Consider the following 14859-nt stretch of genomic DNA (forward strand, 5'->3'; position numbering starts at 1 on the left):
TCGAGCTCACGGTTGGTCAGGCGCGACAGCTCGCGAACCGTCTCGCGATAGCGCAGGAAGGCGCGGATTTTGGCGGCAATCATGGTGACGAACATGGTGATATTCCTCTGGCGGATATTCCGGACCGGGGCGGTGCCCACAGCGACAATTTCGTTGTGCACTGCACATAAGCCGATCGGGCCGCCGCAATTAGGGGCTTTACTTCAGTTCCGATATGCATCCAGAGCATGAATCATTTGTTAATCAGTAATTTGCTGGTTTCATCATGCGTTAAGCGCAGTCATTGTTTCAAATGAAACCGATATTCTGCCTAGAAAATGGGCTGCGCGGCGGCAGGGTCACCGAGAGGTGTCGCATCCGGACGCCGGGCCACATGGTCGTCCGGATAGTCGTCGATCGTCGGGCGCTGGCGGGCGAGGGGCCGTATCACCGGCGTCAGCTCCAGGATGAACAGGCTGAGGTTTGGGCTCGGCCGAATCAGACGCCCCGCCTACCGCCCCTTCCCCTCGGCCCCTTCGCCTCCGGCGTCTTTGCCCTGTTCTCTAGATCGAGCTTGCGCCAGCGTGCCAGACGCTCAGGGTCGATCACGCCCTTGGAGACTGCCTCCTGAACCGCGCAGCCGGGTTCGTGCTCATGGGTGCAGTCGCGGAAGCGGCAGAGCGGGCTTAGTTCCGTGATCTCGGCGAACAGCGTTTCGAGACCAGACGCCGCATCGCTGACATGGAGCGTGCGCATGCCCGGCGTATCAATCACCCAGCCGCCGCAGACAATCGCATGCAGCGAGCGCGACGTCGTGGTGTGGCGCCCCTTGGCGTCGTGGTCGCGGATGTCGCCCGTCTGCTGCGGTTCGCCCTCGATGGTGCCGGCAAGCGCGTTCACAAGAGTCGATTTGCCGACGCCGGACGAACCGACCAGCGCGAGGGTGCGGCCTTCGCCACACCAGGACGCGAACGCAGCCGCCGCGTGAGAGCTGCGCGGATTGACGGTTGCAACAGCCAGCCCGCGCTGCAGGGCGGCGGCCTGGTCGAGATAGGGCTGCACGTCCGGCACGAGATCGGCCTTGGTCAGCAGGATGACAGGTTCGGCTCCGCTCTCATTGGCCAGCGCAAGATAGCGCTCCAGGCGCGCGACGTTGAAATCAGCATTGCAGGAGGTGACGATGAACAGTGTGTCGATGTTGGCCCCGGCAAGCTGCGGCGTCATGCTGCCCTCGGTGCGCCGCGCCAACACCGTCGCGCGCTCCAGCCGGCGCCGTAGCAGATGTGTGCTGGGCTCCACCAGAACCCAGTCACCCACCGTGAAGTCGCCTGTATTGGTATGGACCGGCAGCTTGAGCCTGATCGGCCCATCGGGCGTGATTGCGCTCATGCGGGTGCGGTGCACCGAGTCGATGCGCACAGGCCGGAGGCAGGCGTCATCCGGTCCGCATTGATCTGCAAAGAAATCCGTCCAGCCCAGCGCCGCAAGGGACAGTGGTGCGGAGGCAGTGTCACCTTGCGTCACAGTATCGCCCCACCGCTCGGCGTCCTCGTCATGGGCGACGATAGAGCGGGGTTTGGGCCGGGTTGCAAGCGCCGGAAGACGGAAAGTGAGCGTAGTCCGTGACGCCGATCGAGCGGATCGCGTCCGCTACGGGCTGGCCCCGCGAGACCAGAATATCGGCAGGGCGCAGCTTCGCGACGATCGCTGCGGGCTTATGACGCTTCTTCGACATTGTGGTCCACGTGTCTGCCGCTAGACATATGTCATCCTGATTGCAGATCTCCATTCGGCTCAGTCTCGTACGAGTGGCACTCGCCCTAGCCATGGCATCTTTGCTGGTCGCTGCGAAATGCAGCAGATTCTCAACCGGCGACACGAGCCTTCGCGGCATCTTCGCTAAGCTGTGTCGCAATGGAAGAGCTGGTTCGACGGGCTGTAATCCGATTTAGCGCTCCAGAAAGCTGGCAGCCGCGCTGCGCCACTTTCGGACGTTAGCGTGTTGCTCGAAAGCAGACCTTGCCGTGTGGCGCCTCTCGGTCGAAATCGACTTCAGCGTGTTGTTCGGACCGATAGTGGCTCGTAGCCGGGTAAGGCCGCCCGTCAGGCAGCCATAGTCTTTACTTCGCCGCCCTGAGCTTACTTTTCCTCAGGCTCCTCGAGGATCCGTTGTGCTTGAAGAGGCTAATTGTGCGTGTATCGGCCGTCACATGCCGGCATTTCACACAGCGAAATCGCAAAGAGCGCACTTCGGCGGCCTAGGATCACGGCTGCTTGGCCGCAAATCAGGCAGCTTGCAGGCTCCGCGTGCATGGCCATTACTTTACGTTGTATGCCATCTTTGCCTACGGCAGATTAGGCCCAATGGCCTGGGGGAAACGATGGCAAAGCCACCTGCAAAAGCAGAAGAACCATTCGCGCTGTCGAAATCGAAGCTTAAGAGACTGATCGTCAAGAATTTCAGGTGCATCGGGCCGAATCCCGTCAGCATCGATCTGGATGACATCGTCGTGCTCGTCGGCCCCAACAATGCGGGCAAGAGCACCATTTTGCGCGCCTATGAAGTGGTGATGTCGCACGGCAGCACCGACGGCCGCCTCAAGATCGAAGATTTTCCTCGCGAGATGGTCGATCCGGACAATCTGCCGGAGATCGAGCTGCAGACCTATGTCTGGGACGATCTTCCGGCAGCACAATGGCTCCATAAAGAGGAGGATACGGGCCATATTTACATCCGTGAGCGCTGGCGCTGGGAGACGCAGGACAAGGATCCGAAGCGCCAGGGCCGCCGTGCTGCTGCCGAGGACTGGGATGAGCAGGTACCATGGGGCGCACCAAACATAGCGAATGCCCATAGGCCGTATCCGCACCGTGTCGATGCATTTGCGAGCCCGGACGAGCAAGGTGAGAAGATCTCCAAGATCATGCAGGAGATCCTCACCGAACGGGCAACCCGCACAGCAGGTGAAGAGGCGTCGACGATCGAAACCCTGTCCAACGAGATCCGCCGCATCCAGCGCGAGATCGTCGAGCAGAGCAGGGAAGACATTACTGGGCTCGAGGCATCCTTGAGCTCCTATATCGGCGAGATCTTCGGTGGATTCAAAGTCCAGCTCGACACACGGCCCGACCAGTTGGCGAGCAACCCGGTCAGCCTGTTCTCAGCGAAGCCCGTCATCCGGATGGGGCCGGACGGTGGCCATATGGCGCCGCTCGACAAACAGGGAAGTGTGCGCGCCGCACCTTGCTGTGGTCGGCGCTGAAGCTGGCCGCTGAGCGCCAGCCTGCGCCTGCCAAGAGGGGCAAGAAGGCAGCCGTCGTGGAGGAGGCAGCCGAGGGTGAGGTGCTTCGGCGGCCGCATGTGCTCCTGCTCGATGAGCCTGAGATCTGCCTGCATCCTTCGGCCGTGCGTGATGCCTGCCGGGTGCTCTACGACCTGGCTGCGGCGGGCACGGGGTGGCAGGTCATGGTCACCACCCATTCGCCGCCCTTCATCGACGTCTCACGCGACAACACGACGATCGTCCGCGTCGAACGCGGCCAGGACGGCGCGATCGCCGGCACGACGGTGTTCCGGCCGGATAAGGTGAAGCTCACACCGGACGAGAAGGAGCTTCTCAAGCTCCTGAACCAGTGGGACCCGTATGTCGGTGAGCTGTTCTTCGGTGGCCGCACGATCGTCGTCGAAGGGGACACGGAGTTCTCGGCGTTCCGAGAGCTCGTCAACGCCGACCCACAACGCTACCGCAACGTCCATGTGGTCCGCGCCCGGGGCAAGTACATCATTCCGATCATTGTTAAGATCATGAACCATTTCGGCACCCGCTATGCGGTGCTGCACGACACGGACCGGCCGCTGACGAAGAAGGGCAAGGCCAATTCGGCGTGGGCTGCGAACGAGCGTATCCGGGATGCGGTAGCGGCCGCGCCCGACCCGGACCGTGTACGCCTGGCGGCGAGCACGATCGATTTCGAGCATGCGATGTTCGGCACGTCGGCAACGAGCGACAAGCCTTTCCAGACGGTGATGACGATGCGTGCGGAGGCTGTCGCCCGCGAACGCGTGCAGTGGGCCTTCGACTACCTGTTGTTCGAACGCGAGGACGCACCTGCAGGCGTGCTGGCGTGGAAAACGGTCGAAGAGCTCGAGCTGGCGGTCGCCGCAGAGCCCGCGATCGAAGAGCAGCCCGCGGCCGCGCCGGCGCAGCCGGTCATTGAAGGCGAACCGGGGTAGGGCGGTGCACGACCGGCTGACGCTTCCCTATGTGTGGGGCCAGAAAGCGATCCCTGTCGTGCTGCGGCGCACGGGCAAAGGCGAGCAGCTGCGTGTGCGCCTGCCTTTCGCCGAGAATAATCGGCAATGGCTGCAGAATGGCCGCCGCAGCAAGCCGGAATGGGTATCGGACGAAGCCTACTGGCAGATCCCGAAGGCCTGGTTCAACGACACCGTCGACCGGACTCTCGCGCGCTTCGGCAAGGTCTATATCGTCCAGCCGTTTCGCGAACAGGAGATCTGCTCCGCTTCCTGCCAGAAGGCCACGGGCCATATCTGCCAGTGCTCCTGCATGGGCGAGCATCACGGGTCCGGCAATGATGGCAGCTGGTTTGAAGTATCGGACGCGTTCTCGACGCGTTGGGGCGAGCGCTATCTGGCGTGCCGGCTGCTGACGAAGAGGTAGCGCCCCATGGACATCGACGTTCGACGCCATCGCCGCGTCGAGATCGCAATGCACGGTCTCAATCACGCCGACGACGAGTACACGCTTTATTACGACGAGACGAACAATCACCGTCTGGTGCGCATCACCGATACGGGACTCAACAACGAAGCAAAATGCTTTGTACTCGGCGGGATCGGGCACCGTGGGCCTCCGCGGGAACTCAATTTTCCGGCGCTGCGCGCGGCGCTCTACCTGCAGCCCACCAACCGCGACCTGAAGCTCCGTCATCTTGGCTCGGGCGACTTTCTGAGGCTGTTAGGAAGCGTGAAGGTCGGCACGTATCTGCAATGGCTCGAGGACGAGGGTTTTTACCTGCATCTCCAAGCGATCGATCCCATCTTCTGGTCAATCGTCGACATCATCGACTCCATCTTGGCTGAGGCGCGAGACGATCGCCTGAACGAGATGATCTGGCCACTCAAGGACACGCTCAACACGTTGGTTCGCGCGGACCTGCACGCGATCATCGACGTCTTTAGGCGGTTCGATTATCCCAATGTAGGCGCAACGCGACGGTGCCAGTTCCTCGAAACGCTGCTGGAAACAATGGAGCCTGGGCGCTCGCTTTGTCCGCCCTTCGCGTTCCAGATGCTGAAAGGTATATTGCAACTCGGCAAACAGCTCGACCGTTTGCCATTCCTTGAGGACGAGACACCCGGGGAACTGGTGGCCCAGTATCGCGACTTCTACATGGCGCGCTTGAGCATGATGATCAACGCGCACCATGTGCTTGATGCCGAGGACCAAGTCAGCCGCGAAGTTACGACGTGGCGCTTCATGGATGGCGATCGCCAGCTCGACCATTTCCGGTTTGCCGTATCGCATGAGGAACTCGGCATTCAGATGTCGGACCCGGTGGTCGGCCTGATTGGAAAACTATGCGACTTCATCATCGTGCACAGTGAGGCTGAACTGGTCGAAGCACGCGCGGAACTCAACGATCGCCAGCGATCCTCGCTTGCGACGCTATCGCGGTTAATTGACCGGTCGCTCGATGAAAGCGACATATTTGCTAACTTCGTCATGGCGCCTTCACATCAGCGCAGGCTCTGGGCATTCCTGGACGAGTAAGGGGCTGAACAGGGCCGCCCGAAGCTGGCGCGACGCCCAATGGGCTATTTCGGTCAATACTGAACGTTTAGCTGCACCTTGTATTGCTCCCGCATGTCGTAGGTCAGCGGTTGATGCCGTTATTATAAACGAGGGACAGCGACGTGATGAGCGATGCGCCCGGAGGTGCATTGGCAACCTTGCCGAGGACATAGCTGGTCGCGTGATAGCATGCGTCAGTTCCATCCGGTTTCTAGAGCTGATCCCCAGGAACCGCCCCGGGGAACGCTCCAAATCAGGGGCCTAAGGCCCCGGTTTGAATTGCTCTAACCTAATGATGGATGCGCGCCGGCATTAGACGGCGATCGCCGATAGGGTCTCTTAACCGGGCAAAACAATCCCGGCCAGAGCTCAGCCCGTACCGTGGTTCCTGAAAATCCAGTTCATAGCGGTGCGGGCGTCGTTAGCCGGATTGCGTGAACGAAGGTTAGATCGCTACTGTTACGCACCGTTCGTTGCGCAGCAGATCCATGTGAAGCATGTCCAGACTTCAGAACCTGTCGCATATTGATTTCGAGGATCTCAGCCGGGACATTGCGTATGCTGAGACAAATATGCGATTCAGCGCATTTCGCACGGGACCGGATCAGGGTGTCGACGGCCGGCATGCCAGAGCTGGCTTGAACGTCATTCTGCAGAGCAAACACTACGCGGGCTCAAGCTTCTCCGATCTCAAAAAAGCAGTCCGTCGCGAGTTGGCGAAATTGCCGGCGTTACAGGCTAGCCGCTATCTCCTGTTCACCTCGCAGTCCCTCACCAAGGCAAAGGCAGATCAGATCGTTGATCTGCTGGGCGGGCACCTCAACGAGCCCGGCGACCTTTGGAGCCAGAAGGATATTGAGGCCGCCCTCGATCGGCATCCCGAGATAGTGAAACGACATTTGAAGCTTTGGCTTTCGAGCACGGCTGTCCTGGAGCGCATCCTTCAGTCCGGTCTGGAAGCTTTCACGCAGGCGACGAAGGAAGAAATTCAAGCAGAACTGAAAGTGTATGTTCGTAATCTAAGTTTCGACGAGGCAATAGAGAAGCTAAACACGCAGAAAATCATTGTCATCTCGGGCCCGCCGGGCGTCGGTAAGACGACGCTGGCAAAGATGCTTTCTTATTCTTATTTGAACGATGGCTGGGAGTTCGTGGCGATACGCGACCTTGATGATGCATTCGAGAGGATAGACGACGAGAAACCCCGCCTATTTTTCTTTGATGATTTCCTCGGCCGCATCGAGCTGGACAAACAGTCGCTGCTAAAGCGCGAGACGGCACTCGCGACATTCGTTCGCCGCGTTCGGCAATCAAAGAACGCGCGGTTCATTCTTACTACCCGAGCGCATATTTTCGAAGAAGCGAGACTTCTGTCAGACCATATCGACGACCGAAGGTTTCAACTAGCAAAGTACCTTTTAGATGTTGGTGCATATACGCGAAAAATAAAAGCGCACATCCTGTTCAATCACCTGTCATGCTCAAGCTTGAGCAATAATCATATCGCTGCTCTACTGCAGGGAAAATGGATATCGCGCATTATCGACCACAAGAATTATAATCCACGAATCATTGCGTCCTGCTCTAGCGACTGCATTGATGATATGGAGGCGGATGGATATCCTCAGTATATTTTTAGTTCTCTTGAGAACCCTGATACGATTTGGAGCAAACCGTTCCGTTCACTTGACATGAAGTGCAGTAATCTGCTCGTCTCCTTGTTCTTCTCCAGCCAGTACGGGGTCAGCATCGAGCATCTTCGCGAGAATTTCTTCGATATGCACCGGGCTGTGAGCAGCCATTACGCGCGCAGCACCTCGCCGTCCGACTTCGAGACGGCTCTCAGGATGCTTGAGTCTGGGTTCCTTTCCATATCCGGCCAGAACGTATCGTTCGTGAACCCTTCTCTGCGGGACTTTATGAAGGCGTATCTGATTGAGCCAGAATTCCTTCTGCTGCTTCCCGCGGCGGCACGACGAGCCGATTGGGCGTCGAAAGTATGGAAACATGCGAAGGAGATCTTCAAGGCGCACCCTGAACGGATCAGGCAGTTTGCCTTTGCCTTCCAGCAATACGCTTCTCGGATACAAGACCATCCCACGCAGGACCCGGAGGGGCCTGACGATCCGTGGGGGCCGCAAAATGATCTCGCCGTTTCCGAACGTGCTGACCTCCTCATCGAATGGTTCGAAGCATCTGAGATTGACGATTATGTCCACTTGGCGATTGCAGTTCTCGACAATGCCGATCTCAAGACGCGGTCCTATCGCGATAGCGTAGAGCTGGCTCAATTTTACTGGAGCGCCGACTACATCTTGCCGGCCGACCACGATCTCAGGGAAGAATTGCTCGACGCAATTCGGCAACGGTTCTGCATAGCCGTAAAATCGGGGCTGTCCCTGGACGACATCGTCACTGTCGTGAAGAGCGTTAAGGAATATATGGGTGACCCGACTCCTGATACCGTAGAAGAGGCTTTATCGGAGGTCCTCGACTACGAGTTCCACGATACGAGGGCCGCGATCAGCGATCTGGATACACCAGATAGTTTGCAGGAACATCTTGAACATCTGGAAGAGCTTTCGAAAATTACGGGCTACAGCATAACCAAAGCCAGGGCGGCGATTGAGGACAAAATATCTATGCTGGAAGAGCCCGAGACGCCTGACTTTAGCTCCAACGTGTCGAAACGGGCGTCGGAAACCGACGAGGAATTCACGGACGCGGACCTGCGAAGCCTGTTCGGGAATCTTCGGTATTGATTCCAACCCCTCAGCGAGGGAGATCGTGTCGTCGGGCGAGGCGAGCCGCAAAGCGGGCGTTGCCAGAGTCCGAAAAGGGCCAACTTCGGTCGGCAGATACCAATCTCCCCATGTCTCTGACGAGTCGAACCCCGGTCTCGGACAGATCCAGCCGGACTATTCGCTTGCGGCCGATGGGCCACGGCCGGGTCTGGCCAATCCGATGCTCACTCTCGGCCCTGACGTCAAAACCCGCCGGATCGCTCCGGCGGGTTTGCTTGCAAGGCACCGGGCGATGCTGCCCGTCCACAATCGACCGGGCAGGGCGTCAGCCCCGGCGGACGTTCCAGAACAGCGGGGAGGAGGCCGTCAGGATGCCCTGCAGGTTGCGGCGATAGGCGGTTTTGGGAATGATCTGGCCGAGCGGCGCGACGGGCACGGTGGTGAGCGCGCTGCGCTGGACGTCGTCCAGCAGCTTTTGCGCCTGCGCCTCGTCGGTGCTGGCCAGCCATTGCGCCGTCAGCGTCTCCATCTCCGGGCTGTCATGCCACCCGAACCAGCCGGACGCGCCGGCCCCGCGGATATAGAGGTTCTCCGCCGGGTTGGTGACGGAGGAGCCGGGCCAGTTCGTGTGAAAAATGCTCCAGCCGCCGCGCTCCACCGGCTCCTTCGAGGTGCGCCGCTGGACGACCGTGCCCCAGTCCATCGTCTGCACGTCGACATTCAGGCCGAGCTTCTTCAGCAGATCGGCGGTGATGTCGCCGAGCGGGGCGATCAGCGGATGGTCGGCTGCGTGCAGCATCACGATCTTTTCGCCCTTGTAGCCTGAGGCTGCGATCGCGGCCCTGGCCGCCTTCAGGTCGGGCGGCTGCTTCATGATCTCGGCGCCGAGTTCCTTCACACCCGGCAGCCCGCAGGGGAACATCGCCTGGCAGGTGCGGAAACTCCCCGTATCGCCTGCCATCACCGTCTGCATGTAGTCGTCCTGCGTGACGGCCGAGAGAATGGCCCGGCGCAGCGCGGGATTGTTGAATGGCGCTTGCTGATGGTTGAAGCGCATCCCCAGGATCAGCCCGTAGGGATCGAGCGTGCTGGTGGCGATCTCCTTGTTCGAGGTCAGGGTCGACATCAGGTCGGGCAGGGGGCGCTCCCACCAGTCGACCTCGCCGCGCTGCAAGGCGCCGGCCGCCGTCGCCGGGTCGCTGATGACATGCCACTCGACGCGGTCGAAATTCACGCGCTTGCCGCCGGAGGTCCAGTTGGCCGGCTCCTGGCGCGGCACATAGCCCTCGAATTTCTCGTAGACCATGCGCGAGCCCGGCACGAACTCGTTGGCGACGAAGCGGAACGGCCCCGACCCCACCATCTCCTTGACCGGCGCCATCGGATCGGAACTCGCGATCCTCTCCGGCATGATGAAGGCGGCCGAGGAATGCGGCTTGCCGAGCGCGCGCAGGAATTGCGGGAAGGGCCGCTTCAGCCGCACGCGGATCGTCTTGTCGTCGACCGATTGCCATTCGTCGACGACGGCGCCGAGCGCCTGGCCAAAGCTGTCGCGCATGCTCCAGCGCTTCAGGCTGGCGACGCAGTCGCGCGCCCGCACCGGCTCGCCGTCATGGAATGTAAGGCCGTCGCGCAGTTTGATCTCGTAGGTCTTGCCGTCGTCGGAGACCGTGGCGCCGGCCGCCATCTGCGGCTGCGGCCGCAACTGGTCGTCGACGGCAAAGAGGTTGTCGAACACGCAATAGCCATGCGTGGTCGAGACCGCCGCCGTCGTCACGATCGGGTCGAGGATGGCGAGGTTGGTTTCCGGGATGAATTTCAGCGTGCGCGCGGCCGTGCCCTGGGCGATGGCGGGGCGGGCGAGGGTGGCGGCGCCGGCTGCGGCGATGAACTGACGTCTGTTGAACATGGCAGGTCCTACTCCGAGGCAGAAGGGGCGGGGACGACGTAGTCGACGGGTTCACCGAGCCAGCCATCGGCGCGGCGTTGCCAGTAAGCGGCGTGGATCCGGGCGGTGACCGGGCCCGGTCCGTTGCGAATGGCCCTGGTGCCGACCGAGGTGACCGGCAGCACGCCGCCGGCGGTCGTCGTCAGGAAGATCTCGTCGGCCTCGAGCAGCGCTGCGACGGGAACGTCGGTCGCCTCGACCGTGATGCCGAGATCGGCGCAAAGCTCCATCACGGTGCGCCGCGTCATGCCGTCGAGCATGCCGGTGCGCGGGGTCAGCAGCGTCTCCCCCCTGCGGACGAAGATATTGAAGCCCGGACCTTCCAGGACATGGCCCTGGCCGTCGGTCAGCACGACGGTCTCGGCGCCATGGTCGAAGGCCTCGAGCAGGCCGAGCTCGAAATCGAGCCAGTGATAGTGCTTGACCATCGGGTCGACGGAATTCGCCGGCACGCGATGCCGGCTGCCGACATGGAGATGCAGGCCGCGCTGCTGCACCTCTGGCGTTGCGATCCAGACATAGGGGATGCAGAAGGCCTGGAAACGCTGGGTGCAGAGCCGGATGTCGCGGCTGCCGATCGGCGGCCGGCCGCGCGTCATGATGATCTGCACATAGGCGTTGTCGAAGCCTGAGGTCGCGATCAGGGCGTGGACCGCCTTGTGGATCTCCTCGCGGCTGAGCGGCGAGGTCATGCGCAGGCGTTCCAGCGAGCGCCAGAACCGGTCGAGATGGTCGTCGAGGCGAAACAGCAGCCCGTCCCAGGCCGAGATTGTCTCCTGGCAGGCGTCCGAGCGCAGGAAACCCCAGTCGAGCAGCGGCAGGGTGGCCTCGGCCACCGGCACGATCCTGCCGTCGATCCAGGCGGTGCCTTCGGCGAAGCGTGGTTCGGCGGGCGGGCGGTTGCGGCTGCGCGTCGGCGCCGGCCAGGACAGCAAGGGGTCAGTCACGGCTCATCTCCATGAAAACGGGTTCAGCCTGGTCGTCGCAGGGCCAGAACGGGCGCGTCTTGACGTGCCAGTCGATGCTGGCGAGATCCGGGTTCGTCGGGCCCGCGCCGCCGACCATCACCCAGGATGTGTCGGCGCCGAGTAGGGTGCGGAAGTTCATCGGGTTCTTGAAAACGACGATCTTGCAGTCGCGGATGTCGATGCCCGCAGCCCGGTACTGCTCGTCCGCATATTCGTAGGTCGCATGGGTCGGCACGACGATGCGGAGTTTGCCGGCCCGCAGCACCGCGGTCGGCCCCATCTGTCCGGGCGTGCCGGCGCTGATGCCGGCGGAATAGGTGAAATGGCCGTCATGCAGGCTCTCGACCACCGCCTCGACTTCGACCGGCGGATGGAAGCGCGGGTCGAGGCTTGAGCCGATCGCGACGCGGATCGGTTGGCCGACGCCGAGCGCGAAGGCTTTTGCCGCAGCAATGGGGTCGACGACGAGCACGGCCGCCTCGACCGCGAGCCCGGCGCGCAGCAGGGCCGCCAGCACGGCCGGAGCATCCCCGGGGGCGCCGCCGCCGACGCAGTCGGGCGCATCCGAGATCAGGACCCGGCCGGGCCGGGCAATCGCCTCCGCGACCGCCTCGTCCGGGGACAGGCAGGGGATCTCGAAGGCGCGGCGACGGTCCCACATCGCCTGCACGATCTCGCTGGCCACCGCGGTTGCCCCAGCGGGATCGGCATCGGTCACCGCGACGCCGGCGATGCCGAGACCCTCGATGTCGAGCCAGGGCTGGACCGGAAAATAGCTCGCGGCGAGCGCCCGCCCGTCCGCCTCGATCCGGCGCGCGAGCTGGCGCAGCTCGGCCATCGGCGCATCGCCGTTGGTGGAGCCGCCGGCGACGGGCAGGAGCGCGTCGATGCGCCGGAGCCGGGTCACCGGCGCGATGCGGCCATGCAGCGCGCCCGCCAGCAGTTCGGCGGCGCGCCGCCCGGTGCCATGGGCGTCGACATGGGGATAGGTTTCGTAGCCGACGAGAATGTCGGCATTCCCAGCCATGCGCGGCGTGACATGGGCGTGCAGGTCGAGGCTCACGGCAATCTTGATGCCGGGGCCGAGCGCCGCGCGCAGCGCCGCGAGCAGGGCGCCCTCGGGATCGGTCTCGCCCTCGCAGATCATCGCCCCGTGCAGGGCGAGGAAGACGCCGTCCACCGGCTCCCTCAGGATACCGGCGACGATGGCCTCAAAAGTCTCGCGGTAGAAGGCGCCCTCGACGACGCCGCCGGAGCCGCCATGGGCGACGAGGACGGGAACGACGTCCAGCCCCTCCTTGCGCAGCGCCTCGAGCGCGCCGGTGACGGCAAGGTCGCGGCCCTCGATCGCCGCAAGGACGGCCTCGCCTTCGACGAGGACCTTTCGGGCGAAGCTGTCGCGCCCGTTGATCTGCTGGGAGAGCGTATTGCCCTCGAATTCAAAGCTGGCCAGTGCAACGCGCATGAACGTCCTTCCCCATTCTTGTTTGATTGTCGGCAATGCTTACGGTCAGGGTCGAAGCCGCTCCTGACGCACTCCTCGCGGTTTCACGTCCCGAACGCGCTTCCCCTCACAAGCTCTTGGCGATGCGCGGATCGAGCGAGTCGCGCAGGCCGTCGCCGAGCAGGTTGACTGCCAGGACCGTGATCGAGAGAAAGAGCGCGGGAAACAGCACGATATGCGGCCGGACCTGCCAGAGCGCGCGCCCCTCGGCCATGATGTTGCCCCAGGACGGCGTCGCAGGCGGGATGCCGGCGCCGATAAAGGACAAGATCGCCTCGACGATCATTGCGCTGGCGCAAATATAGGTCGCCTGTACCAGCATCGGCGCCATGGTGTTGGGGATGATGTGCTTGACGATGATCCGCGGCGCCCTGGCGCCGCAGGCGACGGCCGCCTCGACATAGGCCTGTTCACGCAGCGAGAGAACGACGCCGCGTACGAGTCTGGCAACGCGTGGAATTTCCGCCAGCGTGATCGCCAGGACGACATTGCCGACCGAGCCGCGCGTCAGCGCCATCAGCGCAATGGCGAGCAGGATCGGCGGGATCGACATCATGCCGTCGATGGCGCGCATGATCACGCCATCGGCCTTGCGCACGAAGCCGGCGAGGACGCCGATCGCGAGACCCGCCAGCGAGGCGAGCGCCGCCACCGCAAACCCGACGATCAGCGAGACGCGGGCGCCATAGACGACGCGCGAATAGACGTCGCGCCCGAGCATGTCGGTGCCGAACCAGTATGCTTCAGAGGGCATCCGTGTCCGCCGCGCCGGCGAGATCTGGGTCGGGTCGATCGTCCAGAGCAGCGGCGCGAGGATGGCGATCGCGACCATGGCGAGAAGCAGCCCGCCGCCGATCGCGACCGAAGGGTGCCGGCCGAGATAGCGCAGGAGGCGCTGCAGCCGCGAGGGTCTCGCGAAGAGCCGGGCCCCGCCCGCCTCGGTGCCGGTGAGCGCGGTCAATAGCGTATCCTCGGGTCGACGATGGTGTAGGCGAGGTCGATCAGCAGGTTCACCAGCACATAGACGAAGCTGAACATCAGGATGACGCCCTGGATCACCGGATAGTCGCGCTGCAGGATCGCATCGACCGTCAGCCGGCCGAGTCCGGGAATGGCGAAGACGCTCTCGGTGACGACCGCGCCGCCGATCAGGAGCGCGATGCCGACGCCGATGACGGTGATCACCGGCACGGCGGCGTTCTTCAGCGCGTGCAGGAACAGGACGTTGCGATGGCTGACGCCCTTGGAGCGGGCGGTGCGGATGTAATCCTGCTGCAGCACTTCGAGCATGGTCGCCCGGGTGATGCGGGCGATCAGCGCGATATAGACGAAGCCGAGCGCAAGCGCCGGCAGGATCAGGTTGCGCAGCCAGGGCCAGACACCCTCCGCGAGCGGCGTGTAGCCCTGCACCGGCAGCCATTCGAGCTTGAGCGCGAAGAGATAGGCGAGGAGATAGCCGACGACGAAGACCGGCACGGAAAAGCCCAGCACCGCAAAGGCCATCGCGAACTTGTCGACCCAGGTGCCGGCATTCCAGGCCGCGAGCACGCCCATCGGCACCGCGATGAGCACGGTGACGAGCAGCGTCAGCACCATCAGGGACAGCGTCGGCTCGATGCGCTGCGCGATCAGAAGCGTGACCGGCCTCGCCGTGAAGATCGAGGTGCCGAGATCGCCCTGCACGACCCGGACGGCCCATTCGCCGAAGCGGATCAGATAGGGCCGGTCGAGACCGAGCCCCTGCCGGATGCGCTCGACCTCGGCCGGCGAGGCCTGGTCGCCGGCGATCACGGCAGCGGGATCACCCGGCGCGATATAGAGCAGCGAGAAGACGAAAAGGGCGACGAAGGCCATCACCGGGATGGTCGCGACGATGCGCCTGATGATGAAGGAGAGCATCGGG

General features: G+C 62.7%; 13 protein-coding genes. 5 read left to right on the plus strand and 8 right to left on the minus strand.

Going from position 1 to position 14859, the window contains the following annotated elements; translation table 11 throughout:
• From AB4099_RS30905 to AB4099_RS30915, 3 genes are all read right to left on the minus strand, one after another.
• A partial coding sequence (locus AB4099_RS30905; protein WP_441480949.1) for a YjiS-like domain-containing protein occupies positions 1-95 on the minus strand: 95 nt, incomplete at its 3' end.
• Positions 96-477: 382 nt separating this feature from the next.
• A complete protein-coding gene (gene rsgA, locus AB4099_RS30910; protein WP_441480896.1) occupies positions 478-1503 on the minus strand; it encodes a ribosome small subunit-dependent GTPase A in 1026 nt (341 codons plus the stop codon).
• A 28-nt stretch (positions 1504-1531) separates the two neighbouring features.
• A complete protein-coding gene (locus AB4099_RS30915; protein ID WP_441480897.1) occupies positions 1532-1714 on the minus strand; it encodes a hypothetical protein in 183 nt (60 codons plus the stop codon).
• 646 nt (positions 1715-2360) lie between these two features.
• Between AB4099_RS30915 and AB4099_RS30920 the strand changes: the two genes are divergently transcribed.
• The 5 genes from AB4099_RS30920 to AB4099_RS30940 all read left to right on the plus strand — a co-directional run bounded on the left by AB4099_RS30920 (position 2361) and on the right by AB4099_RS30940 (position 8554).
• Positions 2361-3242 (plus strand): AAA family ATPase, encoded by an 882-nt coding sequence (locus AB4099_RS30920; RefSeq protein ID WP_441480898.1) that lies wholly within the window; start codon positions 2361-2363, stop codon positions 3240-3242.
• The gene (locus tag AB4099_RS30925; RefSeq protein ID WP_441480899.1) at positions 3224-4213 is read left to right on the plus strand and encodes an ATP-dependent nuclease; all 990 of its coding nucleotides are present in this window, start codon (positions 3224-3226) and stop codon (positions 4211-4213) included. The genes AB4099_RS30920 and AB4099_RS30925 overlap by 19 nt, the downstream gene beginning before the upstream one ends.
• Before the next feature lie 4 nt (positions 4214-4217).
• Positions 4218-4658, plus strand: a complete 441-nt coding sequence (locus AB4099_RS30930; protein WP_441480900.1) for a hypothetical protein — start codon at positions 4218-4220, stop codon at positions 4656-4658.
• A gap of 6 nt (positions 4659-4664) precedes the next feature.
• Positions 4665-5771 (plus strand): DUF3800 domain-containing protein, encoded by a 1107-nt coding sequence (locus tag AB4099_RS30935; protein WP_441480901.1) that lies wholly within the window; start codon positions 4665-4667, stop codon positions 5769-5771.
• A gap of 518 nt (positions 5772-6289) precedes the next feature.
• Complete coding sequence (locus AB4099_RS30940) at positions 6290-8554, plus strand: ATP-binding protein (protein WP_441480902.1); 2265 nt, start codon at positions 6290-6292, stop codon at positions 8552-8554.
• A gap of 307 nt (positions 8555-8861) precedes the next feature.
• Here AB4099_RS30940 and AB4099_RS30945 read toward each other — a convergent pair whose 3' ends face one another.
• From AB4099_RS30945 to AB4099_RS30965, 5 genes are all read right to left on the minus strand, one after another.
• A complete protein-coding gene (locus tag AB4099_RS30945) occupies positions 8862-10445 on the minus strand; it encodes an ABC transporter substrate-binding protein (RefSeq protein WP_441480903.1) in 1584 nt (527 codons plus the stop codon).
• A gap of 8 nt (positions 10446-10453) precedes the next feature.
• Complete coding sequence (locus AB4099_RS30950; RefSeq protein WP_441480904.1) at positions 10454-11431, minus strand: aminotransferase class IV; 978 nt, start codon at positions 11429-11431, stop codon at positions 10454-10456.
• Positions 11424-12917, minus strand: a complete 1494-nt coding sequence (locus tag AB4099_RS30955; RefSeq protein WP_441480905.1) for a M81 family metallopeptidase — start codon at positions 12915-12917, stop codon at positions 11424-11426. Before AB4099_RS30955 ends, AB4099_RS30950 begins: the two co-directional genes overlap by 8 nt.
• A 106-nt stretch (positions 12918-13023) precedes the next feature.
• A complete protein-coding gene (locus AB4099_RS30960; RefSeq protein WP_441480906.1) occupies positions 13024-13917 on the minus strand; it encodes an ABC transporter permease in 894 nt (297 codons plus the stop codon).
• Positions 13914-14855: an ABC transporter permease gene (locus AB4099_RS30965; RefSeq protein WP_441480907.1), complete on the minus strand. Its 942-nt coding sequence runs from the start codon at positions 14853-14855 to the stop codon at positions 13914-13916. The genes AB4099_RS30960 and AB4099_RS30965 overlap by 4 nt, the downstream gene beginning before the upstream one ends.
• Positions 14856-14859 lie beyond the last annotated feature (4 nt).

This window comes from Allobosea sp. 2KB_26, assembly GCF_052115715.1.
In the GTDB taxonomy this organism is placed as follows: domain Bacteria; phylum Pseudomonadota; class Alphaproteobacteria; order Rhizobiales; family Beijerinckiaceae; genus Allobosea.

Coding starts and splice junctions, on each gene's coding strand:
- AB4099_RS30915 (WP_441480897.1), bottom strand. CDS start 1,714: ATGTCGAAGAAGCGTCATAAGCCCGCAGCGATCGTCGCGAAGCTGCGC.
- AB4099_RS30920 (WP_441480898.1), top strand. CDS start 2,361: ATGGCAAAGCCACCTGCAAAAGCAGAAGAACCATTCGCGCTGTCGAAA.
- AB4099_RS30935 (WP_441480901.1), top strand. CDS start 4,665: ATGGACATCGACGTTCGACGCCATCGCCGCGTCGAGATCGCAATGCAC.
- AB4099_RS30940 (WP_441480902.1), top strand. CDS start 6,290: ATGTCCAGACTTCAGAACCTGTCGCATATTGATTTCGAGGATCTCAGC.
- AB4099_RS30945 (WP_441480903.1), bottom strand. CDS start 10,445: ATGTTCAACAGACGTCAGTTCATCGCCGCAGCCGGCGCCGCCACCCTC.
- AB4099_RS30955 (WP_441480905.1), bottom strand. CDS start 12,917: ATGCGCGTTGCACTGGCCAGCTTTGAATTCGAGGGCAATACGCTCTCC.
- AB4099_RS30965 (WP_441480907.1), bottom strand. CDS start 14,855: ATGCTCTCCTTCATCATCAGGCGCATCGTCGCGACCATCCCGGTGATG.